22 protein-coding genes and 1 other annotated feature are annotated in these 26,838 nt (G+C 51.1%); of the genes, 14 read left to right on the top strand and 8 right to left on the bottom strand.

Annotated features, from left to right (window positions below):
• The first annotated feature begins 209 nt into the window (after positions 1-209).
• The gene (locus H0248_RS15465) at positions 210-2,162 is read left to right on the top strand and encodes a methyl-accepting chemotaxis protein (RefSeq protein ID WP_180786573.1); all 1,953 of its coding nucleotides are present in this window, start codon (positions 210-212) and stop codon (positions 2,160-2,162) included.
• A 97-nt stretch (positions 2,163-2,259) separates the two neighbouring features.
• Here H0248_RS15465 and H0248_RS15460 read toward each other — a convergent pair whose 3' ends face one another.
• A complete protein-coding gene (locus tag H0248_RS15460; protein ID WP_180786572.1) occupies positions 2,260-3,102 on the bottom strand; it encodes an SDR family oxidoreductase in 843 nt (280 codons plus the stop codon).
• Positions 3,103-3,384: 282 nt separating this feature from the next.
• Between H0248_RS15460 and hisL the strand changes: the two genes are divergently transcribed.
• The 9 genes from hisL to hisIE all read left to right on the top strand — a co-directional run bounded on the left by hisL (position 3,385) and on the right by hisIE (position 10,683).
• Positions 3,385-3,432: a his operon leader peptide gene (gene hisL / locus H0248_RS15455; protein WP_106389040.1), complete on the top strand. Its 48-nt coding sequence runs from the start codon at positions 3,385-3,387 to the stop codon at positions 3,430-3,432.
• Positions 3,408-3,529, top strand: a sequence feature (His leader region). (Overlaps the previous gene by 25 nt.)
• A gap of 49 nt (positions 3,530-3,578) precedes the next feature.
• Positions 3,579-4,478 (top strand): ATP phosphoribosyltransferase, encoded by a 900-nt coding sequence (gene hisG, locus H0248_RS15450; protein ID WP_180786571.1) that lies wholly within the window; start codon positions 3,579-3,581, stop codon positions 4,476-4,478.
• 5 nt (positions 4,479-4,483) lie between these two features.
• A complete protein-coding gene (gene hisD / locus H0248_RS15445; protein WP_180786570.1) occupies positions 4,484-5,812 on the top strand; it encodes a histidinol dehydrogenase in 1,329 nt (442 codons plus the stop codon).
• Positions 5,809-6,882 carry a histidinol-phosphate transaminase gene (gene hisC / locus H0248_RS15440; protein WP_180786569.1) on the top strand — a complete coding sequence of 358 codons (1,074 nt, stop codon included), beginning with the start codon at positions 5,809-5,811 and terminating at the stop codon, positions 6,880-6,882. The genes hisD and hisC overlap by 4 nt, the downstream gene beginning before the upstream one ends.
• 15 nt (positions 6,883-6,897) lie before the next feature.
• Positions 6,898-7,965, top strand: coding sequence for a bifunctional histidinol-phosphatase/imidazoleglycerol-phosphate dehydratase HisB (gene hisB / locus H0248_RS15435; RefSeq protein WP_180786568.1), 1,068 nt, complete (start codon positions 6,898-6,900; stop codon positions 7,963-7,965).
• Positions 7,965-8,555: an imidazole glycerol phosphate synthase subunit HisH gene (gene hisH, locus H0248_RS15430; RefSeq protein WP_180786567.1), complete on the top strand. Its 591-nt coding sequence runs from the start codon at positions 7,965-7,967 to the stop codon at positions 8,553-8,555. Before hisB ends, hisH begins: the two co-directional genes overlap by 1 nt.
• Positions 8,556-8,561: 6 nt before the next feature.
• Entirely contained in the window at positions 8,562-9,299 is a 738-nt protein-coding gene (gene hisA / locus H0248_RS15425) for a 1-(5-phosphoribosyl)-5-[(5-phosphoribosylamino)methylideneamino]imidazole-4-carboxamide isomerase (RefSeq protein ID WP_180786566.1), read from the top strand.
• Positions 9,281-10,057 (top strand): imidazole glycerol phosphate synthase subunit HisF, encoded by a 777-nt coding sequence (hisF, locus tag H0248_RS15420; protein WP_180786565.1) that lies wholly within the window; start codon positions 9,281-9,283, stop codon positions 10,055-10,057. The genes hisA and hisF overlap by 19 nt, the downstream gene beginning before the upstream one ends.
• Positions 10,051-10,683 (top strand): bifunctional phosphoribosyl-AMP cyclohydrolase/phosphoribosyl-ATP diphosphatase HisIE, encoded by a 633-nt coding sequence (gene hisIE / locus H0248_RS15415; protein ID WP_180786564.1) that lies wholly within the window; start codon positions 10,051-10,053, stop codon positions 10,681-10,683. Before hisF ends, hisIE begins: the two co-directional genes overlap by 7 nt.
• 62 nt (positions 10,684-10,745) lie before the next feature.
• On the opposite strand, the gene H0248_RS15410 is transcribed toward hisIE, so the two are convergent.
• The 6 genes from H0248_RS15410 to serC all read right to left on the bottom strand — a co-directional run bounded on the left by H0248_RS15410 (position 10,746) and on the right by serC (position 18,427).
• Positions 10,746-12,608 (bottom strand): amidohydrolase, encoded by a 1,863-nt coding sequence (locus H0248_RS15410; RefSeq protein ID WP_180786563.1) that lies wholly within the window; start codon positions 12,606-12,608, stop codon positions 10,746-10,748.
• 298 nt (positions 12,609-12,906) lie between these two features.
• Positions 12,907-13,191 carry an integration host factor subunit beta gene (gene ihfB, locus H0248_RS15405; protein ID WP_005967571.1) on the bottom strand — a complete coding sequence of 95 codons (285 nt, stop codon included), beginning with the start codon at positions 13,189-13,191 and terminating at the stop codon, positions 12,907-12,909.
• Positions 13,192-13,280: 89 nt separating this feature from the next.
• A complete protein-coding gene (gene rpsA / locus H0248_RS15400; protein ID WP_010277167.1) occupies positions 13,281-14,954 on the bottom strand; it encodes a 30S ribosomal protein S1 in 1,674 nt (557 codons plus the stop codon).
• Positions 14,955-15,070: 116 nt separating this feature from the next.
• Positions 15,071-15,748, bottom strand: a complete 678-nt coding sequence (gene cmk / locus H0248_RS15395; protein ID WP_010277170.1) for a (d)CMP kinase — start codon at positions 15,746-15,748, stop codon at positions 15,071-15,073.
• Positions 15,749-15,970: 222 nt separating this feature from the next.
• Positions 15,971-17,260 (bottom strand): 3-phosphoshikimate 1-carboxyvinyltransferase, encoded by a 1,290-nt coding sequence (gene aroA / locus H0248_RS15390; protein ID WP_180786562.1) that lies wholly within the window; start codon positions 17,258-17,260, stop codon positions 15,971-15,973.
• 81 nt (positions 17,261-17,341) lie between these two features.
• Positions 17,342-18,427, bottom strand: a complete 1,086-nt coding sequence (serC, locus tag H0248_RS15385) for a 3-phosphoserine/phosphohydroxythreonine transaminase (RefSeq protein ID WP_039286967.1) — start codon at positions 18,425-18,427, stop codon at positions 17,342-17,344.
• Between the two features lie 329 nt (positions 18,428-18,756).
• Here serC and ycaO point away from each other — a divergent pair, with 329 nt between their 5' ends.
• The 4 genes from ycaO (at position 18,757) to pflA (ending at position 25,179) form a co-directional block, all read left to right on the top strand.
• The gene (gene ycaO / locus H0248_RS15380; RefSeq protein ID WP_180786561.1) at positions 18,757-20,520 is read left to right on the top strand and encodes a 30S ribosomal protein S12 methylthiotransferase accessory factor YcaO; all 1,764 of its coding nucleotides are present in this window, start codon (positions 18,757-18,759) and stop codon (positions 20,518-20,520) included.
• Between the two features lie 451 nt (positions 20,521-20,971).
• Positions 20,972-21,829 (top strand): formate transporter FocA, encoded by an 858-nt coding sequence (gene focA, locus H0248_RS15375; protein ID WP_180786560.1) that lies wholly within the window; start codon positions 20,972-20,974, stop codon positions 21,827-21,829.
• Between the two features lie 57 nt (positions 21,830-21,886).
• Positions 21,887-24,169 carry a formate C-acetyltransferase gene (gene pflB / locus H0248_RS15370; RefSeq protein WP_180786559.1) on the top strand — a complete coding sequence of 761 codons (2,283 nt, stop codon included), beginning with the start codon at positions 21,887-21,889 and terminating at the stop codon, positions 24,167-24,169.
• Positions 24,170-24,438: 269 nt separating this feature from the next.
• Positions 24,439-25,179, top strand: a complete 741-nt coding sequence (gene pflA, locus H0248_RS15365) for a pyruvate formate lyase 1-activating protein (protein WP_010277183.1) — start codon at positions 24,439-24,441, stop codon at positions 25,177-25,179.
• Positions 25,180-25,267: 88 nt separating this feature from the next.
• Here pflA and H0248_RS15360 read toward each other — a convergent pair whose 3' ends face one another.
• A complete protein-coding gene (locus H0248_RS15360; protein WP_180786558.1) occupies positions 25,268-26,836 on the bottom strand; it encodes a hydantoinase/oxoprolinase family protein in 1,569 nt (522 codons plus the stop codon).
• Positions 26,837-26,838 lie beyond the last annotated feature (2 nt).

The following is a 26,838-nucleotide window of genomic DNA, read 5'->3' as shown; positions in this document are numbered from 1 at the left end:
CATTGATAGCCATCACAAAATGTTATTATCCCCGACTTCGGCACTAACATCGCGATAAGAAAATCCGATAACTCATAGTAGTTATGAAATGAAACAGCAGTGAGAAATGAAATCGTGCTTAGAAACAACATTGTCGTTAACAGTGAAATAATCGTTAGCAATAAAACCGTAGTCATTATTACTAAAATCGTCCTACATGGAGAGTTATAATGCAGAGTCTTGCCAGTCGAATCCGTAACACAAAAATCGCACATAAACTGTATGCGGGATTTGGCATTATTTTATTACTCGTGATTGTTGCCTCATCGCTTAGTACAAAAAGATTTAAAGACATCAAAGACATCTATGAGAAAACCAATCTTATTTACAGCATCAACATTGAGGTGTTTCAGGCAAAAATAAATCGTGTTAAATATTTCTACGCCCCAGATGAGAAGACAAAAGATATTCTGGCAAAATTTGTTAAAAGCGCGACGGACTTAACAGACAGTGCAAAAACGCTGGCCTGGAGCGCCGATGAATTAGGCCACATCAACAGCTTAAAAGAAAACTTAGAAGGCTTTCAGACATCGGTATCCGCAATGTCTGTTGCAACACAAAAAGCGGTTGCTATTCAGGGAAAAATAAATCAACTCCATGCACAAGCCACGCTGGAACCTGTTGCACAGACCATTCATAGCACCAGTTCATTCCCCGATAACGATGCCTATTACGCGATGAGCAGACTGGCTTTCTTGTTAAGTGAAGTGCAAAAGCTGAGTTATGAGCTGCAAATAACAAAAGATGAGAAAACAATCACTGCACTGAATAACCGTTATGCGGAAACGGAATCCGCCTATCAGGCCTTACCGATTTTACCTGCCGATCTGAAAGGTCAGGCTGACGCATTACGCAATTACATCAAACAATATCAACAGATTAACGCAGACTATTACACCGCTTTCGATGACGTGAAAAAAGCAGAATATCTGGTCATGAGAGCAGGAACGAAAAGCAGTGCCGACATCAACGCACTGACGGCCATTATCAAAGCGAAAAACGATGAGCTGGCCTATCACTCCGCCACCATTACCATGATTATCGGTCTCATCGCCGTCATCATCGGTATCATTATTTCGATCTACATCACCCGGATTATTACCCGCCCCATCATCCATAACCTGTCGCTGGCGGAACGTATTGCCAGTGGCGATCTCACCACCTCGATTCAAACCGATCGCCACGATGAACTGGGGCGGCTTACCCACGCAATGGGGACGATGAATGAACAGCTACGCCACGTTATCTCCGAAGTGCGGGACAGCGTCGGTAGCGTCAGCCAGTCGGCAAGCAAAATTGCCACAGGCAATAGCGATCTGTCTTCACGTACCGAGCAGCAGTCGGCCGCCGTAGTTGAAACCGCGGCTAGCATGGAAGAACTGACGTCAACGGTGAAAAACAACGCCGACAACGCCAAGCATGCTAGCCAAATCGCTGCCGATGCCTCCAAGAATGCGCTGAAAGGTGGTGAGGTCGTGAAACAGGTGGTGACAACAATGGACAATATCGCGGCCAGCTCCAAAAAAATCGCTGATATCACCAGCGTCATCAACAGTATTGCCTTCCAGACTAACATTCTGGCGCTGAACGCCGCAGTAGAAGCCGCACGCGCCGGTGAACAAGGGCGCGGTTTTGCCGTGGTGGCAGGCGAAGTCCGCAATTTGGCACAACGCAGTGCGCAGGCAGCCAAAGACATCGCAGCGTTGATTTCAGAATCGGTCGAACGCACCAATGCGGGTAGCCATCTTGTGGCCGTTGCCGGAGATACGATGGAACAAATCGTCGATTCCGTTTCCCGCGTGAACGACATCATGGGGGAAATTTCCTCTGCTTCTGAGGAACAGAGCCGAGGTATTGGGCAAATCGCGCAGGCGATCGGCGAGTTGGATACCACCACGCAGCAGAACGCGTCGCTGGTGATGGAATCGTCCATTGCCGCCAATTCGCTGGAAGAACAGGCCGTGCTGTTAGAGAAATTGCTTGAGCACTTCCGCGTGTCCCAATCTGACAACCACGCGGGTTCACGCGCCTTATCCTCTACGCCGCGACACGCGCTGCCAAAACGTGTGTCAACGGCAGACCAAAAAACCGCATCGTCTGAAAGCGACTGGACGTCGTTTTAACGCTTCACGCTCGGATGGCCTCATGCGCATCCGAGCGGATCAAAATCCCTGTCGCGGTATTAAAAAATCCTGGCAAACAAAGCCGCACGGATTGCGGTTAGCGCGACAAGCCCTCGTTCAACGGCATCGTTGAGGGATTAGGGTATTGATACTCAAACCCGAGTTCATGGCAGATACGCTGTCCATCAACAATCTTCCCCTGATCGCTGTCGGTGACAGGAGCAAACTGCGGCGGAGACAGGTGCAATCTGCGCGCCTGTTCAGGGTAAAAGTCCTGTCTGGCCGGATGTTCTGGCGCACATAGATTATAGATATGCCCACCGTTCGGAAGCTTAAGCAACAGCAGGATCGCCGCCAGCACATCTTCCTGATGCACCAGATTCACACCATGGTTACCGCGCGGTAGATTGGTTTTGCCAGCAAGAAAACGACCAGGATGGCGTTCACCGCCGACCAGCCCCGCAAGACGCAAGATATCCACCGAAGTATCAGGTAGATGCTGCAACCACTGTTCGAGGGACACCAGCGTTTTCCCTGCGACCGTCGTCGGCTGTAGCGGCGAGTTTTCCCTTGCTGTACCGCTGCTATCGCCATAAACCGAAGTTGAGCTGGTGAAGATAATACGCGGAACATGAAACACACGCGCCATATTCACCAGTTGCTGTACCGCTTGCGCATACCCTTCGCCCCCCTCCGCCGTTCGGCTGGCGGGCAATGTCACGATTAGCACGTCAACCTGTAATAGCGCGCTAAGCTCATCAGCGTCACATTCCAGTTCCGGCGTCAGAGCCAGTTGATAGCACTCAATCCCGCTCATACGCGCGGCTTCCACGCCATCCTGAGTGGTTTTCGTCCCTGTCACGTGGTAACCGTGCCCATTCAGCGCCAGAGCCAGCGGCATCCCCAGCCAGCCCAATCCAACAATCGATACTTTTTTCATCAGCCGTTCTCCCCTGCAAGGAGCCTGTTAATTAACATCACGCACCACCCACAGAGTAAACGGCTTTCATGCCCACCGCTACAGAACCTGCCCGATTTTAGCCGCGCTTTCGGTCTATCTTTGGCCGATATCTTGTGCAATTAGGCAGACACATCACGCAACCAAAACGAACTTTCCCACATCTGCTAAAAAAATGTTGCACAACAACCCGAATATGGTTTAGGTTATTCGACAGAAATCGTTACTAATTTAATAAATACTGACACAACAAAGAGACACTTTATGACACGCGTTCTGTTTAACCACCATCATCACCATCATCCTGATTAGTCTTTCGGGCAGGTGGTGCTGGAAGACGTTAAGATCTTCCAGTGGCGCAGAACACAAAGAGAGCCCTCGGAAGATCATCTTCCGAGGGTTTTTTTATGCACGCTCTATTTCCAAAAATTTAAATTTGACAGGTTAATGAGGTTTCCATGCTGGATAAAACACGTTTACGGATAGCAATGCAGAAGTCAGGCCGCCTGAGCGACGATTCACGCGAACTGCTGGCACGCTGCGGGATAAAAATCAACTTACAGCAACAGCGCCTGATCGCGTTCGCAGAAAACATGCCGATTGATATCCTGCGCGTACGCGATGACGATATCCCCGGTCTGGTCATGGATGGCGTGGTCGATCTGGGCATCATCGGCGAAAACGTGTTGGAAGAAGAGCTGTTAAACCGTCGCGCACAGGGCGAAGATCCGCGTTACTTCACGCTGCGCCGTCTGGATTTCGGCGGCTGCCGCCTGTCACTGGCGATGCCGCTGGACGAAGCCTACACCGGTCCTGAATGTCTGCAAAATAAACGTATCGCCACCTCTTATCCTCACCTGCTCAAACAATATCTCGACAGACAATCTGTCAATTTCAAATCCTGTCTGCTCAACGGTTCCGTCGAAGTCGCACCGCGCGCCGGTCTGGCTGATGCCATCTGTGATTTGGTATCAACCGGTGCCACGCTGGAAGCCAACGGCCTGCGCGAAGTCGAAGTGATTTACCGTTCCAAAGCCTGCCTGATTCAGCGCGACGGCGAGATGCCAGAAGAGAAACAGTGGCTGATCGATAAACTGTTGACCCGTATGCAAGGCGTGATTCAGGCGCGTGAATCGAAATACATCATGCTGCACGCGCCTAGCGAACGTCTGGACGAAATCATTGCCCTGTTGCCTGGTGCCGAGCGCCCGACCATTCTGCCACTGGCCGGCGATCAACGTCGTGTTGCCATGCACATGGTCAGCAGCGAAACGCTGTTCTGGGAAACGATGGAAAAGCTGAAATCATTGGGTGCCAGCTCTATTCTGGTCCTGCCTATTGAAAAAATGATGGAGTGATGACGATGGCTGATAACACCAACAGCACTGGCAGCTTCAGCACGCTCGTTGACTGGCAGCGCTGTTCAGCGGAAGAGCAGCGTCAGCTACTCACTCGTCCGGCAATCTCTGCGTCAGACCGTATTACCGCCATCGTGAGCGATATTCTGGCAAACGTCAAAAGCCGTGGTGATAGCGCGTTACGTGACTACAGCGCGCAGTTTGATAAGGTTCAGGTGAATGCGATTCGCGTTACTGAGTCTGAGATCGCCGCTGCCTCCGCTCGTCTGGGCGATGACGTCAAACAGGCGATGGCGGTCGCTGTGCGTAATATCGAGACATTCCACAATGCGCAAAAACTGCCGATTGTCGATATCGAAACACAGCCAGGCGTGCGTTGCCAGCAGCTCACTCGTCCTATCGCGACTGTCGGGCTGTATATTCCAGGAGGTTCTGCCCCACTGCCGTCAACCGTGCTGATGTTGGGAACACCTTCGCGCATCGCTGGCTGTGGTCGTGTCGTCCTGTGCTCACCGCCGCCGATTGCCGATGAAATCCTGTATGCCGCACAGCTGTGCGGCATTAAAGAAGTCTTTCAGCTCGGTGGTGCGCAAGCGATTGCTGCGATGGCATTTGGCACCGAGAGCGTGCCGAAAGTGGATAAAATTTTTGGCCCCGGCAACGCCTATGTGACGGAAGCCAAGCGTCAAGTTAGCCAGCAGCTTGATGGCGCGGCCATTGATATGCCCGCGGGGCCATCCGAAGTTCTGGTGATCGCCGACAGCGGCGCGACGCCTGCGTTTGTCGCCTCCGACCTGTTATCACAGGCAGAGCACGGCCCCGACTCACAGGTCATTCTACTCACGCCAGACGCAGCAATGGCCAAAGCTGTAGCAGACGCCGTTGCAGAGCAGCTCACGCAGCTGTCCCGTGCGGACATCGCGCGTCAGGCGCTTGCCAGCAGCCGCGTCATCGTCGCGCGTGATTTAGCGCAATGCATTGAAATCAGCAATCAATATGGCCCAGAGCACCTGATCATCCAGACACGCGACGCCGAGTCACTGGTTGATAGCATCACCAGTGCGGGTTCAGTCTTCCTTGGCGACTGGTCGCCGGAATCCGCTGGCGACTACGCCTCCGGTACTAATCACGTTCTGCCGACTTATGGCTATACCTCAACTTATTCAAGTCTGGGTCTGGCCGATTTCCAGAAGCGCATGACCGTACAGCAGCTCACGCCGCAGGGGTTACTGCAACTGGCACCGACCATAGAAACATTGGCACAGGCCGAACAACTGACTGCCCACAAAAACGCCGTGACCCTGCGTGTTGCAGCACTGAAGGAGCAAGCATGAGCAGCATTGAAGAACTGGCACGTGCCAACGTCCGTGCGTTGACCCCCTACCAATCTGCCCGCCGTCTGGGCGGTAACGGCGATGTCTGGTTGAACGCCAATGAATATCCTGAAGCACCAGAATTTCAATTAACGCTGCAAACGCTGAACCGCTACCCGGAGTGTCAGCCGGTCACGGTGATCAACCGTTACGCTGAATATGCTGGCGTAACGCCGGAGCAGGTTCTGGTTAGCCGCGGTGCCGACGAAGGTATCGAACTGCTGATCCGCGCGTTCTGCGAACCGGGGAAAGATGCCATCCTGTTCTGTCCGCCAACCTACGGTATGTACGCCGTCAGCGCTGAGACGTTTGGCGTGGAACGTCGCACCGTAGCCAGTAAATCAGACTGGCAGTTGGATCTCGATGCGATTGAAGCACAGCTAGACGGCACCAAAGTCATTTACGTGTGTAGCCCGAACAACCCGACTGGCAACCTGATTGCACGGGAGGATTTACGTCAGTTGCTCACAATTGCACAGGGCAAAGCGTTGGTCGTTATCGATGAAGCCTACATCGAGTTCTGTCCGCAAGCGTCCACCGCAGTCTGGCTGGCTGAGTTTCCTCATTTGGTGATTCTGCGTACCCTGTCAAAAGCCTTTTCACTCGCGGGGCTGCGCTGTGGCTTCACGCTGGCGAACCCTGAAGTGATTCAGCTTCTGCTGAAGGTGATTGCCCCTTATCCGCTCTCTACTCCGGTGGCTGATATCGCCGCGCAGGCGCTGAGTCACGAAGGGATCGCCAAAATGAAGGTGAATGTTGAGGAAATTACCTCCGCTCGCCGCTGGCTGAGCGATGCCTTAAAAGACATTCCCTGCGTTGAAGAAATCTTCCCCAGCGAGAGCAACTATTTGCTGGTGCGCTTTACCGCTTCCCCTTCTGTATTTAAAACGTTGTGGGATCAGGGCATTATTCTGCGTGACCAAAATAAGCAACCGAGCCTCGCAGGCTGTTTGCGCATTACTATCGGCAACCGCTACGAATGTGAACGCGTTGTTGCTGCATTACAATCATTGCCGGGCATCAACGCTTAATTTTAAGGAGCTCACGTGGGCCAGAAATACCTCTTTATCGACCGTGACGGAACATTGATTGCTGAACCGCCTGAGGATTTTCAGGTTGACCGTCTGGATAAACTGGCGCTGGAACCAGATGTCATCCCTTCGCTGCTGGCACTGCAAAAAGCGGGCTATACGCTGGTGATGATCACCAATCAGGATGGCCTGGGAACCGATAGTTTTCCGCAGGAAACCTTCGATCCACCGCACAACCTGATGATGCAGATTCTGACATCGCAGGGCATCCAGTTTGAGCACGTGTTGATTTGCCCGCATCTGCCGGCGGATAACTGCACCTGCCGCAAACCCAAGACTGAACTGGTCACTGCCTATTTGAATAATGGCCTGATGGATGTGGCAAATAGCTACGTCATCGGCGATCGCCAGACCGATATTCAACTAGCACAAAATATGGGCATCACCGGCCTGCTCTACCAACGCAGTGGACTGAACTGGCAAGCCATTACCAACCAATTGACCAAGCGCGACCGTCATGCACACGTCAACCGCGTCACGCGTGAAACTGCGATTGATGTGAACGTCTGGCTGGATCAAGAAGGCGGCAGCAAAATCAACACTGGCGTCGGCTTCTTCGATCACATGCTGGATCAAATCGCCACCCACGGCGGGTTCCGCATGAACATTGAAGTGAAAGGCGACCTGTACATTGACGATCACCACACGGTGGAAGATACCGGTCTGGCACTGGGTGAAGCCCTAAACAAAGCGCTGGGCGACAAACGCGGCATTGGCCGTTTTGGCTTCGTTCTGCCGATGGATGAGTGTCTGGCACGCTGTGCGCTGGATATTTCAGGCCGTCCGCATCTGGAATACAAAGCGGAATTCAGCTACCAGCGCGTCGGCGATCTGAGTACAGAAATGGTCGAACACTTCTTCCGCTCACTGTCTTATTCCATGGCCTGTACGCTGCACCTGAAAACCAAAGGGCGCAACGATCATCACCGTGTGGAAAGCCTGTTCAAAGTCTTCGGACGCACGCTGCGTCAGGCCATTCGCGTCGAGGGTGACACGCTGCCGAGCTCGAAAGGAGTGCTCTGATGAAGGTCGTCATTCTTGATACTGGCTGCGCGAACCTCTCTTCGGTGACCTACGCCGTGCAGCGGTTGGGGTATACGCCCGTTGTGAGCCGTGAGGCCGAGATTGTCCTGCAAGCGGACAAGCTGTTTCTGCCGGGTGTTGGCACCGCGCAGGCCGCGATGAATCAACTGGAAGATCGCGACCTAATTGCGTTGATCAAGGCCTGTACCCAGCCCGTTCTCGGCATTTGTCTCGGCATGCAGTTGCTGGGCACAAACAGCGACGAAAACGGTGGCATCCCCACGCTGGGGATTGTCGACACGCCAGTGAAGAAGATGGTTGACCACGGCTTACCGCTGCCGCATATGGGCTGGAACCAGGTCATTCCGAAGGCCGGACATCGTTTGTTCCGTGATATCGATGACGGCGCCTATTTCTATTTCGTTCACAGCTATGCCATGCCGGTCTGCGAAAACACGATTGCACAAGCCAACTATGGCGAAGCCTTCACCGCTGCTCTGGAAAAAGATAACTTCTTTGGCGTACAGTTCCACCCTGAGCGTTCGGGTGCTGCGGGCGCGCAGCTGCTGAAAAACTTTCTGGAGATGTAGAACGTCATGATTATTCCCGCTTTAGATCTGATTGATGGACAGGTTGTCCGTCTGCATCAGGGTGATTATGGCCAACAGCGCCAGTACGGCAGCGATCCGCTTCCCCGTTTGCAGGATTACCAGCAACAAGGGGCTGGCGTGCTGCATTTGGTGGATTTGACCGGTGCAAAAGATCCTTCTGCTCGCCAAATCCCCTTGTTAACCACGCTGTTGGCAGGCGTTAGCGTACCGGTTCAAATCGGTGGCGGTATCCGCACCGAACAGGACGTGGAAGCGTTATTAAAAGCCGGTGCCAGCCGCGTCGTTATCGGCTCCACCGCGGTTAAGCAGCCGGAGTTCGTTCAGCAATGGTTCACCCGCTACGGCGCAGAAGCGCTGGTGCTGGCACTGGACGTGCGTATCGACACCAACGGCACGAAGTTCGTCGCCATCAGCGGCTGGCAGGAAGATTCAGACGCCACGCTTGAACAGGTCGTCGAACAATATCTGCCGTTCGGTCTGAAACATGTATTGTGCACTGACATTTCCCGTGACGGTACACTGAGCGGTTCCAACGTCGAACTCTATCGTGAAATCTGTCAGCGCTATCCACAGATTGCCTTTCAGGCATCCGGCGGCATCGGTAATCTGACGGATATCGCCAATTTACGCGGCAGCGGTGTGCAGGGTGTGATCGTAGGTCGTGCACTGCTGGAAGGTAAATTCAACGTCGCGGAGGCTATTTCATGCTGGCAAAACGGATAATTCCCTGTCTGGACGTGCGTAACGGTCAGGTCGTCAAAGGCATACAGTTCCGCAACCACGAAATCATCGGCGACATCGTCCCGCTGGCGCAGCGCTATGCGCAGGAAGGGGCCGATGAGTTAGTCTTTTATGATATCACCGCCTCTTCCGACGGCCGTGTGGTCGATAAAAGCTGGGTATCCCGCGTCGCGGAAGTGATTGATATTCCTTTCTGTGTAGCGGGCGGTATTAAAAGCGTGGAAGAAGCCGGTCAAATCCTCTCTTTCGGCGCGGATAAAATCTCCATCAACTCACCGGCACTGGCCGACCCTGAGCTGATTACTCGCCTGGCCGATCGTTATGGCGTGCAGTGCATCGTCGTTGGGATTGATACCTGGCACGATGCGGCGACGGGCCGCTACCATGTCAATCAGTACACCGGCGATGAAACGCGCACCAAAGTCACCACCTGGGAAACGCTGGATTGGGTGGTAGAAGTGCAAAAGCGCGGCGCGGGTGAGATTGTCCTGAACATGATGAATCAGGACGGCGTGCGTAACGGCTACGATTTACATCAGTTAAATCTGGTGCGTAATGTCTGTCATGTCCCGCTTATTGCTTCCGGCGGCGCAGGCACCATGGAACATTTTCTGGATGCATTCCAAACCGCCCACGTTGATGGCGCGCTGGCAGCATCGGTGTTTCACAAGCAAATTATTAATATTGGCGAACTGAAACAATATCTTAAGCAACAGGATGTGGAGATTCGAGTGTGTTAAGCGAAGCAGTTTTTCTAAACGACGAACAACGAAACCAGCTCGATTGGGAAAAAACGGACGGTATGCTGCCAGTTGTCGTGCAACATGCCGTCTCCGGTGAAGTGTTGATGCTGGGCTACATGAATCAGGATGCCTTAAAGACCACCGAAGAAAGCGGCAAAGTTACGTTTTTCTCACGTACCAAGCAGCGTCTGTGGACGAAAGGCGAATCTTCCGGCCATTTCCTCAATGTCGTCTCTATCACGCCAGACTGCGATAACGACACGCTGCTGATTCTGGTTAACCCAATCGGGCCAACCTGTCATCTGGGCACCAGCAGTTGCTTCTCGCCTGCTGCCAGCGACTGGACGTTCCTCTATCAATTAGAGCAACTGCTGGCCGAGCGTAAACATGCTGATCCGGATAGTTCTTACACCGCGCGTCTGTATGCCAGCGGCACCAAGCGCATTGCGCAGAAAGTCGGTGAGGAAGGATTAGAAGCCGCATTAGCCGCTACGGTACACGATCGCGAAGAACTCACCAATGAAGCCGCAGATTTAATGTACCACCTGCTGGTACTGTTGCAGGATCAGGATTTAGATCTGGCGACCATCATCAATCGCCTCAAGGCGCGTCACAATAAGTAAGCCAGTTCCCCGCGTTATCGCTTGCTGATAACGCGGGGCTTTATGATGGCAACATCGCCGTGTTAGCTTGAGTACACCTTACGCCCCCCTTTCCAGGTTTCCAGAACCGGAATATCACGCATACCTTTCACAGGATTATTTTTATCTGCTGAATCATAGGTCAGCGGGGAATCTGCCAGAATAATAAAATCAGCACATTTACCAGCGACCAACGATCCGACCCATTGATCTGCATGACACTGCCAGGCGGCATCATAAGTTGCGGCTTTAAGCGCTGCGAAACGGGAAATCCGCTCTTGCTCGTGCAACACAGCAGGAGTCACCTGTTGAGGTGCGCCTTCCATAACACGAGAAATCGCCTGTTCCATCATGCGCAGCGGGCCAAGCGGTGTAACACCATTATCGCTGTGTAGCGTAATCCTCATCCCGTGATTGATCGCGGATTGGCAGCGATCAAGGTGATTAGCGCGATCCTCTCCCAGAATGGTTTGCTGGAATGCCCAGCCCCAATACCCCACATGACCAATTAAGAAACTGGGGGAAATACCGAGCTGTTTCATTTCCACAAGATGATCGTCAGTGAGCAGGGATGCATGTTCCAAACGATCCCGCCGCAGTTCGTAAGTATCTGATGTCACGCCAGCCAGTTTAAAAGACGCTAAGGTCAGCCTGATGGCTTCATCGCCATTCGTATGAATCATCAATGACCAGTTTTTATCTACAACGTTCTGCACCAGCGTATTGATATTAGTGGATGGGTCAAAGTTGAAGGCACCGACATTATCCACGCTCGGCGTTTTTTCATAGAGGTGATTACAGCAGTACGGGGTGGATTGATACCCCGTCAGCCCTTGGTTTGAACCATCTGAAATAACCTTGATATACGGCAAGTGAAAGTGTTCATCTCCATACCCCGGAGAGTAATAATTCACCACTTTATTTTCAAAATCCTCACTACTCGTAACAATCAGCGCACCGCCTATCCGCACCGGACAAATCGAAAGATGAGCCCATTTGTCAAGAAAACCAACTTGATCGAAGCCAGGCTTATCGCCTTTTGGTTCAACACCCGCATCGAGCATATAAGTCACGCCACGTTTACTCGCCAAAGCAAACAGTTTGCTCATCGATGCAATGAGCTTTACCGCCAATTCCGTTTTAGGGTAGCTACTGACCATGACATTTAGCACTGGCTGGATACCAACTATTTCTTTAAGGATACCGTTTTCGCTGATAGGTGGGACAAGGGGTGGTTTATCTGCATAATAGTCTTTAACACACTTAATCGCTGCATGATTGATATAAGCAAGATGCATCGAGGCATTGAGGACAAATACCGGTTGGAGTGTCGTGATTTTATCGAGAGCATCAGCATCAAATGCCTTATTTCCCTCACCAAACAGCGATGGATCAGCACCAAATCCGATAAGCCATTTATCGGATTTATGCGGTAACGCCTTCTCCTGTAGATGGGATATCACCCAGCTACGGTTATAACTTTTGCGTAATTTTTGCTCTTCAAATGGGCTAACATCATTACCAATACCAGAAAGCATCGCGGAGCTAGTGATGTGGACATGCGGCTCAATCAACCCCGGTAACAGCGTTTGTTTGCCTGATAATTGATGCTCAGACGTGTTTTTCGGCATTTTGGCTTTCACATCCTGATACGAACCCGTCGCAACCACCAGTCCGCCATGAATGCCCATGGCCTCAACTGCAACTTCCTTCCCATCCTCTAACGTCAGAATAGCTTCTCCAGGGCTCCCATCCTTATTTGGTGCGGAACGGAATAGCTTCGTTTCAATATGTAGACTGTTCTCCCCCTCAGGGATCTCAACTGGCGTATCGGGGAAAAATGATTTCCACAGAGGGCTACAGCAGGAACAGCTTATGCTACCGGAATGGCCACACGCTTCACTCATACACTTTCCTTATTTAGAGGTAACGCATTAGAAATGTTAATGTACCGAATAAAAAATAGGCAATGAAATTAGAAGCGTCAACGTCCAAGCAGTTGAAAATCAAAAATTCATATTTCGTGTGCTGGCGATCACTTAGAAACGTGAAGGGCAAAAAGGAAGCGTATTACGTGGGATCGCATTCTGATGAGTAATCAGCTCGAAGCATCAATAGTGGGAAGTTTGGAGAGAACAAGAGCGATAAATGTAAAAAAGCACCCGAGATGGGTGCTTTTATAAGGCTGGTATTTAAGACTAACAATTAGCCGTAAATATTAGCGCGGTCGCGGAGTTCCTTGCCCGGTTTAAAGTGAGGGACGTACTTACCTTCCAGCTCAACTTTGTCACCCGTTTTCGGATTACGACCTACACGCGGTGCACGGTAGTGAAGTGAAAAACTGCCAAACCCACGGATTTCAATACGGTCGCCTTCGGCTAGCGTAGAAGCCATTTGTTCAAGCATTTCTTTCACTGCATCCTCAACCACTTTGGCTGGGATATGAGATTGCTGTCCAGCAAGCCTTTCAATAAGTTCAGACTTGGTCATAGCTCCTCCAAGTGCGGTTATCAATAACCAGGATAACTGACTACCGTTACAAGAATGAGCAACTTACGTTGCTCATTCCACCGTAGTGATTACTCGCCTTTAGCTGCTTTGAACGCTTCTGCCATCGCGCTGGAGAAATTGTTTTCTTCCGGCTTGTTGTTAACAGTTGCGATTGCATCTTTCTCGTCAGCTTCGTCTTTCGCACGAACAGACAGGCTAACAACGCGGTTTTTACGATCAACACCGGTGTATTTCGCTTCAACGCTGTCGCCAACGCTCAGTACCAGAGTTGCATCTTCAACACGGTCACGTGAAGCGTCAGAAGCACGCAGATAGCCTTCAACACCGTCTGCTAATTCAACTGTAGCACCTTTGGCGTCAACTGCTGTAACTTTACCAGTAACAATAGCACCTTTCTTGTTAACAGACAGGTAGTTATTGAACGGGTCTTCAGCCAGTTGTTTCACGCCCAGGGAGATACGCTCGCGCTCTGCGTCAACCTGCAGAACAACAGCGGCGATTTCATCACCTTTCTTGAATTCGCGAACGGCTTCTTCGCCAGCCACGTTCCAGGAGATGTCGGACAGGTGCACCAGACCGTCGATGCCGCCATCCAGACCGATGAAGATACCAAAGTCAGTGATAGACTTGATTTTACCTTCAACGCGGTCGCCCTTGTTGTGGGTTTCTGCGAACAGCTGCCATGGGTTAGATTTACACTGTTTCAGGCCCAGAGAGATACGACGACGTTCTTCGTCGATGTCCAGAACCATCACTTCCACTACATCACCAACGTTAACAACTTTGGATGGGTGGATGTTTTTGTTGGTCCAATCCATTTCAGAAACGTGTACCAGACCTTCAACGCCTTCTTCGATTTCAACGAAGCAGCCGTAGTCAGTCAGGTTGGTCACGCGGCCAGTCAGACGCGTGCTTTCTGGGTAACGCTTAGCGATAGCGACCCATGGATCTTCGCCCAGCTGTTTCAGACCCAGAGACACACGGGTACGCTCGCGGTCGAACTTCAGCACTTTAACAGTGATTTCGTCGCCCACATTGACGATTTCGCTTGGGTGTTTAACACGTTTCCAAGCCATATCAGTGATATGCAGCAGGCCATCAACGCCGCCCAGATCAACGAATGCACCGTAGTCAGTAAGGTTCTTAACGATACCTTTAACTTCCATGCCTTCCTGCAGGTTTTCCAGCAGTTGATCGCGCTCAGCGCTGTTTTCAGATTCGATAACTGCACGGCGGGAAACAACAACGTTGTTGCGTTTCTGATCCAGCTTGATAACTTTGAACTCAAGCTCTTTGCCTTCCAGATGCAGCGTATCGCGAACCGGACGAACGTCTACCAGAGAACCTGGCAGGAACGCACGAATGCCGTTCAGCTCAACAGTGAAACCGCCTTTAACTTTACCGTTGATAATACCGGTAACCGTTGCAGCTTCTTCGTAGGCTTTTTCCAGCGTCAGCCATGCTTCATGACGTTTAGCTTTTTCGCGAGAAAGCAGCGTTTCACCGAAGCCATCTTCGATAGCGTCCAGAGCAACGTCAACTTCATCACCAACCTGAATTTCCAGTTCGCCCTGTGCGTTCTTGAATTGCTCTACCGGAATGGCAGATTCAGATTTCAGACCGGCGTCAACCAGTACGACATCTTTATCAATAGCAACAACAACACCACGTACGATGGAGCCAGGACGGGTTTCGATTTCTTTCAGGGATTCTTCAAAGAGTTGAGCAAAAGATTCAGTCATGTTTGATAATCTTAAGGGTTTCAATTTAACGTCCATCTGGCATCCTGCTCGATGGGGTTGTTTAACATGCCCCGCTGTGCATCCTTACAGCGAGGTAAAAATTTAGTTTTTTGTGCTTACGCTAAAATTTCGCGGGCATAAGCCAACGCGCGCGCTATCACTTCATCGATCGTCATTTCCGTTGAATCCAGCACCAACGCATCGGCAGCAGGCACTAACGGCGCAACGGGGCGGCTGCGATCGCGCTCATCCCGTTCTTTTATCTCAGACAAAAGACGTTCAAAGTTAACATTAAAGCCCTTCCCCTGCAACTGTAGCATGCGACGTTGTGCACGTTCTTCCGCACTGGCATCCAAAAAAATCTTCACTGGCGCATCAGGAAAGACGACCGTTCCCATATCTCGGCCATCAGCAATCAACCCCGGAGCCTCGCGAAATGCGCGCTGCCGACGTAACAATGCTTCACGAACACGAGGGAAAGCCGCGGCCTGAGACGCCGTGTTGCCTACCGCTTCAGTACGAATTTCATGGCTAACGTCTTCACCTTCCAGGATGACTTTCAACTGCCCGTCTTCTGCAACAAAGCGCACATCAAGATGAGAGGCTAACGGAACCAGCGCGTCTTCCGAGCCGATATCCACATGGTGGTGCAATGCCGCCAGTGCCAAAACACGATAGATAGCCCCCGAGTCCAGCAGGTTCCATTGTAAAGCTTCAGCCAATGCCTTACACAACGTACCTTTGCCTGCGCCGCTCGGTCCGTCAACCGTAATTACCGGTGCCATCACCGTCATTTCTCTCTCCTTTAATACTGGGAAGTTCCGCTTATGCCGTTTTATGGCGTCACGGAGCCTCATTATACGCATCAATACAGAGAAAGGTTACCCCAATGCCGGAATGGCGGGAAAAATAAGGCATTCTCTGAACGCAATGCGCAGTTTCAGAAGAAAAGTTGAGCGTAGCTTGGGGAAAATCGATAGAGGAAAAAGGCACGGAAGCCGTGCCTTAGAGAGGAATCAAGCCAACTCGCTGAGACGTGCCAGTTGTTCAAAGTAGTCAGGGAAGGTTTTAGCCGTACATTTCGGATCCAGAATCGTAACTGGCGTATCCGATAGCGCGACCAGCGAGAAACACATCGCCATACGGTGATCGTTGTACGTGCCGATTTCTGCCACTTTCAGCTTAGTCGGCGGCGTAATACGAATGTAGTCATTACCCTCTTCCACTTCCGCACCCACTTTACGCAGTTCAATCGCCATTGCCGCCAGACGATCGGTTTCTTTCACGCGCCAGTTGTAGATATTACGCAGCGTAGTGGTGCCACCTTGAGCGAAAAGCGCCGCCGTCGCGATAGTCATCGCAGCATCAGGAATGTGATTCATATCCATGTCGATCGCGCGCAGTTCACCGCGTTCGCATTCAATATAATCCTCACCCCAACGCACGGTGGCACCCATTTTTTCCAGCACATCGGCAAAGCGAATGTCGCCCTGTACGCTATTACGGCCTACGCCAGTCACACGCACCACACCGCCTTTAATCGCCGCCGCGGCCAGGAAGTAAGAAGCCGATGACGCATCGCCTTCCACGAGATAATCCCCTGGAGAACGATACTGCTGGCGACCCGTCACGAAAAATCGTTGATAGTTCTCGTTACGCACTTCAATACCAAACGCTTTCATCATATGCAGCGTGATATCGATATACGGCTTGGAAACCAAGTCGCCCTGAATGCTGATTTGCGTATCCTGCTCGGCCAGAGGCGCAGTCATCAACAGCGCCGTCAGGAACTGGCTTGATACGCTGCCATCTACGCTGATTTCGCCGCCCTGAAAACCACCGTGCAGACGAAGCGGTGGGTAATTTTCCTGTTCCAGATAGTCAATTTTCGCCCCGCCCTGACGCAGCGCATCGACCAGATGCCCGATTGGGCGCTCTTTCATCCGCGGTTCGCCTGTCAGCACAATATCGCCATCGGTCAGACACAGCGCGGCAGCCAGTGGACGCATCGCAGTACCGGCATTCCCTAAAAACAGTTCCAGCGGTTGCGATGCCGTAAACGCCCCACCCAGACCGGTAATCTCACACTCCGTCCGGTCAGACGACAGGTGGTAGTCCACTCCCAATGCCGTTAGAGCGGTAAGCATATGGCGGACATCGTCACTGTCTAACAGGTTAGTCAGCCGGGTCTTTCCTTCAGCCAAGGCCGCCAGCAACAGCGCACGGTTAGAGACACTTTTTGAGCCAGGAAGGTTAAGGGTACCGTTAATCAGTTTGATGGGTTGTAGCGTCAGGGATTCCTGCATGTAAAGCCTATTCTTTCAACGTGGACATAAAAACCCCGGAAAGTCCGGGGCTTAACAAAATGTATCGAGGGGCGGTCTTAATCAACCGTGGCGACGAGCGAAGTCAGCCATAAATTCCGTCAGCGCTTTCACGCCTTCCAACGGCATCGCATTGTAGATAGAGGCACGCATGCCGCCTACTACGCGATGGCCTTTCAGCGCGTGCAGACCTGCAGCGACGGATTCTTCCAGGAAGACTTTATCCAGCGCAGAATCCGCCAGCAGGAATGGCACATTCATGCGAGAACGGTTCGCTACCGCGACGTCATTACGATAGAAATCGTTACCGTCAATCGCGCTATACAACAGATCGGCTTTCTCCTGGTTACGTTTTTCCATTTCAGCCAGACCGCCGTACTCTTTCAGCCATTTGAAGACCATGCCGGACAGGTACCAGGCAAAGGTCGGTGGCGTATTGAACATGGAGTCATTGTCCGCCAGAACCTGGTAATCCAGAATCGATGGCAGCTCACGGCGCGCCTTGCCCAGCAAATCTTCACGTACGATAACCAGCGTCAGGCCGGCAGGGCCGATATTTTTCTGCGCACCGGCATAGATCACGCCGTAACGGCTGACATCAATACGACGAGACAGGATGCTGGAAGAATAGTCGGCGACCACAATTTTATCGCCAAAGTCCGGCTCTTCTTCGATCGCAATACCGTCGATGGTTTCATTCGGGCAGTAATGCACAAACGCCGCGTCATCAGACAATTTCCATTCACGCATCGGCTTAATGCCGCGCAGCTCGCCCACACGCGTTTTCACGTCAATCACGTTAGGCGTGCAGTATTTTTCTGCTTCATTGATTGCGCTGTGCGCCCAATACCCGCCGTCGATGTAGTCGGCCGTTGAGCGTTCGCCCAGAAGATTTAACGGCACTGCGGCGAATTGCGCACGAGCACCGCCGTGGCAAAAGAGCACTTTGTAGTTGGAGGGGATTTTCAGCAAATCACGCAGATCCTGTTCGGATTCAGCGGCAACCTGCATAAACTCTTTACTGCGGTGGCTGATTTCCATAACCGATGTGCCCAAGCCATTCCAATTACACAATTCCTGTTCAGCACGACGCAGTACTTCAACCGGCAGCATTGCTGGACCAGCGCTAAAATTAAAAATCTGAGTCATTTCCCCTCACCACACCTGAAAAATAGCGGCTTTTTTTATCACCGTTGTTACAAATACCATTTTTATAAACCTGACGGTTATAAAAATACCGCTGTTACAAGATAGTAGTTATAACGGAACGACCGCCATAACCACACTACTTTTACCCTGCTATCGGTTTTATCACTCGTCCATCGCGGCTGCAACGCTTATTGCGCTTTCATTATGCAAAACGGCACGTTACGCCGTCTGTTCTTTTTCACTGTTGCCGATCGGTTATGAATAAATAGAGTCTGAACAGAAAAATCCGTATCATGCCGCTTCCGCTAATCTCGATAAGAGTGAACACCATGACTCAAACGTTTATCCCAGGCAAAGACGCCGCCCTGGAAGATTCCATCGCCCGTTTTCAACAACAGCTCCAGGACCTGGGGTTTAACATCGAAGAAGCGTCATGGCTGAACCCGGTGCCAAACGTCTGGTCTGTCCATATTCGAGACCGCGATTGCCCGCTCTGCTTCACTAACGGTAAAGGTGCCAGTAAGAAAGCGGCGCTGGCCTCTGCGTTAGGTGAGTATTTCGAACGTCTGTCCACCAACTATTTCTTTGCTGACTTCTATCTCGGCAAAAGCATCGCTAACGGCGATTTCGTTCACTACCCGAATGAAAAATGGTTCCCTATTCCAGAAGATGATGTGTTGCCGGAAGGGATTCTGGACGCTCGTCTGCACCAGTTTTACGATCCTGAGCAGGAACTGAGCGCCAGCGATCTGATCGATCTGCAATCCGGCAATGCCGACAGAGGCATTTGCGCGCTGCCATTTACGCGCCAGTCCGATCAGCAAACCGTTTATATCCCGATGAACATCATCGGTAACCTGTACGTTTCTAACGGGATGTCCGCAGGTAACACCGCCAACGAAGCCCGCGTTCAGGGGCTGTCTGAAGTGTTTGAGCGCAGCATCAAAAACCGCATCATTGCCGAATCCATCAGCCTGCCAGAAATTCCGCAAGAGGTGCTGAACCGCTACCCTGGCGTGGTCGAAGCGATTGCAACGCTGGAAAAAGAAGGTTTCCCGATTTTCTCTTACGATGCCTCACTGGGCGGGAAATATCCGGTCATCTGCGTGGTGCTGTTTAACCCAGCTAACGGCACCTGCTTTGCCTCCTTCGGCGCACACCCTGACTTCGGCGTGGCGCTGGAGCGTACCGTCACCGAACTGCTGCAAGGTCGCGGCCTGAAAGATCTGGACGTGTTCACGCCGCCGACGTTCGATGATGAGGAAGTGGCCGAGCACGCCAATCTGGAAACCCACTTTATCGATTCCAGCGGTCTGATCTCCTGGGATATGTTCAAGAAAGAAGCGGATTATGAATTTGCCGACTGGAGCTTTAAAGGGTCGACGGAAGAAGAATTCGCTACGTTGATGGCGATCTTCAAGCAGGAAGATAAAGAAGTCTACATTGCTGACTATGAGCATCTGTCTGTTTATGCCTGCCGCATCATCGTGCCGGGAATGTCAGACATCTACCCTGCCGACGATCTGTTGTTAGCCAATAACAGCATGGGTGCTCACCTGCGTGACACGCTGCTGGCGCTGCCTGACAGTAAATGGAAACAAGAAGACTATCTGGCGCTGTTGCAACAGTTGGATGACGAAGGGCTGGATGACTTCACCCGCGTACGCGAGCTGCTCGGCATTGCCACCGGCAAAGATAATGGCTGGTTTACACTGCGCGTTGGCGAACTAAAAGCCATGCTGGCATTGGCCGGCGGCGATCTGGATCAGGCGTTAAGCTGGACAGAGTGGACGCAGGACTTCAACGACTCCGTCTTTACGGCACAGCGCAGCAACTACTACCGTTGCCTGCAAACGCTGCTATTACTGGCGCAAGAGCCTGAGCGCAATCCGGCAGAATATTACGATGCCTTTACCAAAATGTACGGCAGTGAGACCGTCGATGCTGCTAGCGCTGCTGTTGCTGGCGAAGCGTGCTTCTATGGTCTGTTTGCTGTCGATGACACCTTTACTTCTCTACCTGCACACCAGTCGCTGCTGGCAGCCTATGAAAAACTGCAACAGGCGAAACGTCGTTATTGGCAAGCAAAATAATGGCTGACTGATTCAGTCAGTGGGCGTCTTATATTGATGGTTCGCGCTATTGCAAATAGCAATCTGCCTGTAGCCACCCTAAATAGCCCTTTATCTTAAAGGGCTATTTTATTATCCAAAGGGCAATATTTATTATTCGTAATGCATAACCAGAACATTGTTATTAAATGGTGAAGCTTTAATTAAATTACATCGATAAGGTGGTACTGAAATTCTACAAAACGTGATTTTTATTAACGCTAAATCGGTAGGTTTAACGTATACCATTCAACTCTTTTTGTAAAATTTAAAATATTTTTTTATTATTAAATTCAATGCATTACCCACTAAATCACCCTATTCCATCCTACTTGCTGACCTGTTAATTTCTTGCAATATGATCCACGTCAAATTTTACCGCATACTGCTTTGTTAGTATCTCAATGCTGATAATTTTTAAGAGAGAGTTAGTGTGAAAGCTGACAACCCCTTTACTCTATTACTCCCGGCCGCGATGGCAAAAGTTGCTGAAGACGCCGGAGTCTATAAAGCTACGAAACAACCGTGTACGACGTTTTATTTAGCGATCACTGCGGGTGTGTTTATTTCGATCGCCTTCGTCTTTTATATTACGGCCACCACAGGAACCGCAACGATCCCTTTCGGTATCGCAAAGTTGATCGGTGGTATCTGTTTCTCCCTTGGCCTTATGTTGGTGGTCGTCTGCGGTGCGGACTTGTTTACCTCAACCGTTCTCATCGTGATTGCCAAAGCCAGTGGACGTATTACCTGGAAACAACTAGCCTTGAACTGGGCTAATGTTTATGTCGGTAACCTGATTGGCGCGCTTTTCTTCGTTGGACTTATTTGGTTCTCGGGAGAGCATATGGTCGCAAACGGTGCGTGGGGTCTGAACGTCCTGCAAACCGCTGAACACAAACTTGAACACACGTTTATTGAAGCATTGTGTCTGGGGATTCTGGCCAACTTGCTGGTTTGTCTGGCCGTGTGGATGAGCTATTCCGGCCATACGCTTACAGACAAAATGTTTGCCATGATTTTGCCTGTCGCCATGTTCGTTTCCAGCGGTTTTGAACACAGTATCGCTAACATGTTCATGATTCCTATGGGCATCGTTATCAAACATTTTGCGGCCCCGGAATTCTGGAATGCCATTGGCATGGGGCCGTCTCAGTTTGAACATTTAACCGTTAGCCACTTCATTACCGATAACCTGATTCCCGTCACTCTGGGGAATATCATCGGCGGCGGCGTAATGGTCGGTTTGACATATTGGGTAATTTATTTGCGCGGTGGAGACAAGCACTAAGGTGCAATCGGCCGCAACGTCGGGTTTTAAGAAATCCATATCAAAGGTAGGTGTAAAATGACCGAGCTGAATGAAAAATTGGCCAATGCATGGCAAGGCTTTAGCAAAGGTGAATGGCAGGATAACGTCAACGTTCGTGACTTTATCCAGAAAAACTACACGCCGTATGAAGGTGATGAGTCTTTCCTGGCTGGCGCAACCAAAGCGACCTCAGCGCTGTGGGACAGCGTCATGGAAGGCATCAAACAGGAAAACCGTACTCACGCACCTGTTGATTTTGATACCAATGTTGCTGCAACTATCACGTCTCACGACGCGGGATACATCAACAAAAGTCTGGAAAAAATCGTTGGTCTGCAAACCGACGCTCCGCTGAAACGTGCGTTAATTCCGTTCGGCGGCATCAAAATGGTTGAAGGTTCATGCAAAGTTTATGGTCGTGAACTGGATCCTCAACTGAAAAAAATCTTCACCGAATACCGCAAAACACATAACCAAGGCGTGTTCGATGTTTACACCCCAGACATCCTGCGTTGTCGTAAATCAGGCGTTCTGACTGGTCTGCCAGATGCCTACGGCCGTGGCCGTATCATCGGTGACTACCGTCGCGTTGCGCTGTACGGTATCGACTACCTGATGAAAGACAAGTTTGCTCAGTTCACGTCTCTGCAATCCAAACTGGAAAACGGCGAAGATCTGGAAGCAACAATCCGTCTGCGTGAAGAAATTGCCGATCAGCATCATGCACTGAGCCAAATTAAAGAAATGGCCGCTAAATATGGCTGTGACATTTCTGGCCCAGCAGCAACAGCTCAGGAAGCAGTGCAGTGGACTTACTTCGGCTATCTGGCTGCGGTGAAATCACAGAATGGTGCAGCCATGTCCTTCGGACGTGTGTCCACTTTCCTGGATATCTACCTTGAGCGCGATCTGAAAGCAGGCAAAATCACTGAGGAAGAAGCTCAGGAAATGATTGACCACCTGGTCATGAAACTACGTATGGTGCGTTTCCTGCGTACGCCTGAGTATGATGAACTGTTCTCTGGTGACCCAATCTGGGCAACAGAATCTCTGGCGGGTATGGGTCTGGATGGTCGTACACTGGTGAGCAAAACCAGCTTCCGCTTCCTGAACACCTTGTACACCATGGGTCCATCTCCAGAACCAAACATGACCATTCTGTGGTCTGAAAAACTGCCACAAAGCTTCAAAAACTATGCGGCTAAAGTCTCCATCGATACCTCTTCTCTGCAATACGAGAATGACGATTTGATGCGCCCTGACTTTAACAACGATGACTACGCGATTGCTTGTTGCGTAAGCCCAATGATCGTTGGTAAGCAAATGCAGTTCTTCGGTGCTCGTGCAAACCTGGCGAAAACCATGCTGTACGCGATTAACGGCGGCGTGGACGAAAAACTGAAAATGCAGGTTGGTCCGAAATCAGAACCGATCAAAGGCGACGTTCTGGACTTCGACGAAGTGATGGAGCGTATGGATCACTTCATGGATTGGCTGGCGAAACAATACGTCACCGCTCTGAACATCATTCACTACATGCATGACAAATACAGCTACGAAGCGTCGCTGATGGCACTGCATGACCGTGACGTGTTCCGTACTATGGCGTGTGGTATCGCGGGTTTGTCTGTTGCTGCTGACTCCCTGTCTGCCATCAAATATGCCAAAGTTAAGCCGATTCGTGATGAAGATGGTCTGGCTATCGACTTTGATATCGAAGGCGAATATCCGCAGTTCGGTAACAACGATGCCCGCGTAGACGAATTGGCTTGTGACCTGGTTGAACGTTTCATGAAGAAAATTCAGAAACTGAATACCTACCGTGGTGCAACACCAACCCAGTCTGTTCTGACCATCACCTCTAACGTGGTATATGGTAAGAAAACGGGTAACACGCCAGACGGTCGCCGTGCAGGTGCGCCATTCGGACCCGGTGCTAACCCAATGCACGGTCGTGATCAGAAAGGCGCCGTGGCTTCTCTGACTTCCGTTGCTAAACTGCCGTTTGCTTACGCGAAAGATGGTATTTCTTATACCTTCTCCATCGTCCCTAACGCGTTAGGTAAAGATGACAATGTGCGTAAAGCTAACCTTGCCGGCCTGATGGATGGTTACTTCCACCACGAAGCCAGCATCGAAGGCGGTCAGCACCTGAACGTCAACGTCATGAACCGTGAAATGCTGCTTGATGCGATGGAAAACCCAGAGAAATATCCGCAGTTGACCATCCGTGTATCTGGCTACGCAGTGCGTTTCAACTCACTGACGAAAGAACAGCAACAAGACGTCATCACCCGTACTTTCACACAGTCAATCTAATTTCCATGGCTGTCTGAAAAGGCGTAAAATAAAGGCTCCACGTCAGTGGGGCCTTTTTCTCGCCCTCACTTGTCGTTCAGGGTGTTAGCCTGTTTTGCCAGCCCGCTATGTTGTCCTCATCGTGTGGATGGCTCGCAAAACAGATTCGACGCAGCATCTGTCACACGGTGTTTTTCTGTCAGTAATTCCTGTCAGAGCGATACTTGCTTTCTTATGACTGCGCTCATAAAGACCGCTATTGTTCGGTCAAATTTGGAGAAAACCTCGCAATGTCACTAATCGGTCGCATCCACTCCTTTGAATCCTGTGGCACCGTCGATGGCCCAGGCATCCGTTTCATCATCTTCTTTCAGGGCTGCCTGATGCGCTGCCTGTATTGCCATAACCGTGATACCTGGGATACGCACGGCGGTAAAGAAGTGACGGTTGAAGAACTCATGAAAGAAGTCGTGACCTACCGCCACTTTATGAATGCATCCGGCGGCGGCGTAACGGCATCCGGCGGCGAGGCTATTCTTCAGGCCGAATTTGTGCGCGACTGGTTCCGTGCCTGCAAGGCAGAAGGCATCAATACCTGTCTGGACACCAATGGGTTCGTACGTCGTTACGACCCCGTCATTGACGAGCTATTGGACGTCAGCGATTTAGTGATGCTCGACCTGAAACAAATGAACGACGACATACACCAGAATTTAGTTGGCGTATCTAATCATCGTACTCTGGATTTCGCTCGCTATCTGGCAAAGCGCAACCAACGTACCTGGATACGTTATGTGGTCGTTCCAGGCTGGTCTGACGATGATGCGTCCGCACACAAGCTGGGCGAATTCACCAAAGATATGACGAACATCGAGAAAATTGAGCTTCTCCCCTACCATGAGCTTGGGAAACACAAGTGGATCGCAATGGGTGAAGAGTACAAATTAGACGGCGTTAAACCGCCGAAGGCCGATACGATGGATCGCGTTAAATCGATTCTTGAAAGCTACGGTCACAAGGTCATGTACTAACCTCTGACGTTTTCTGAAAAATAGCGCGCTCAGGGCGCGCTATTTGCATTTTAGCGGGTAGATATCACAGCAGTGTTAATACGCTACGCTAAGCCAAAGTCCCTGCCGCCTTGATTTTCACTTGCACCGCATTCCCCGGCAGATACGCTAACGGGATTTCCTGATAATCAATAATTTCAACGCTGCCTGCCCTAGCGCCCATCTCTTCGGCAAGCAAAATGGTTTGCTGCTGCAGTTCGCTTTTTATCTTTTCACGATCGTTATCCGGCATTTTAACCACACGTTCGATCTGTGCGCCAACCGCTCCCAACGCCACACCCACCGCATTGGCCGCATCAAAATTCTGCGGACGCATGACCTGGCTGACACCGGATAAAACATCAGGCAGCAAAATACTGCCGCCGCCTACAAGCACTGCGGGAATAGCCGCACTTGACGATTTAATCCGATCGATAGCACTTTCCACTTTATCAATCATCTGACGATAAGCCTGCTGGCAAAATGCATTATCCAGTTCGGGCAGCGGATGAGGAAGAGCCATAACCCATCGTTCACGATGAAGTTGCAGCATGATATCGCTGAGCGTTAACGTCTCTCCGCCAAAGCTGACGCCCTGTTCAAGTAGGCGATAGCCGACACTATCCGGCCCAAGGGTAAGTTCTCCATCCTGAGACTGCCGCACGCAGGTTCCACCGCCAATGCCGATAGAAATAATGTCTGGCATTCTGAAATTCGTCCGCACATCGCCGACTTCAACGGCGATTGCTGACTCACGCGGGAAGCCATTCACCAGGACGCCAATATCCGTTGTCGTGCCGCCGACATCGATAATCAGCGCATTATCTAGCCCAGAAAGGTGGCATGCCCCACGAATCGAGTTCGTTGGTCCACAGGCCATCGTCAAAATGGGATATTGCTTCACCATGCTCTCGGACATCAATGTGCCATCGTTTTGCCCGAAGAACGGCGTAACGTTGATACCGTGCCGAACTAGCGCTTGCGTAAAGCCGTTAACAAAACGGTTCGCGGTACTTTGCAACGATGCATTCAGGATGGCCGCGTTTTCCCTTTCCAGTAATCCCGTGCTGCCTATCCGGTGAGATAACGACAGGGGGACATCAGGTAATGCCGCATTCACCCACTGTGCAACCTGCAGTTCCTGCTCATTATTTACGGGAGAAAATACGCCACAGATAGCCACGCTATCGACATGCCCGCGCATCCTGTCACAAACCGCCAGCACTTCATCCTGCAGTACGGGATGAATCTCTCGGCCATCAAACTCATAGCCGCCATGAATCTGATAGAAATGCTCGCCTAACGCCCTTTGCCACTCGTCATCCCACCCACACAGCGGTGGGACGCTATCGCTACTTGGCAGGCTCAGGCGCAGTAACCCGACGCGATCCAGCCCTTTCCGCTCAACAATCGCATTGGTACATTGGGTTGTGCCCAACATCGCATAGCGAATATGCTGCGGTGCGATGCCAGACTGCGCCAATACCTCCGCAATCACCCGTTCTATGCCGCTGTGGATATCCAGGCTGGTAGGAAATTTAGCCGTCGCAACGCAACGCAAGTTCGCATCTAAAATTGCCGCATCCGTGTTGGTGCCGCCGACATCAATCCCGAGTCGGTAATCATTTTTATGTAACATCG

The organism is Pectobacterium brasiliense (genome assembly GCF_013449685.1).
Classification (GTDB): Bacteria; Pseudomonadota; Gammaproteobacteria; order Enterobacterales; family Enterobacteriaceae; genus Pectobacterium; species Pectobacterium brasiliense_A.
The sequence above is the reverse complement of the archived record's forward strand: the minus strand, read 5'-3'. Positions and strand labels throughout refer to the sequence as shown.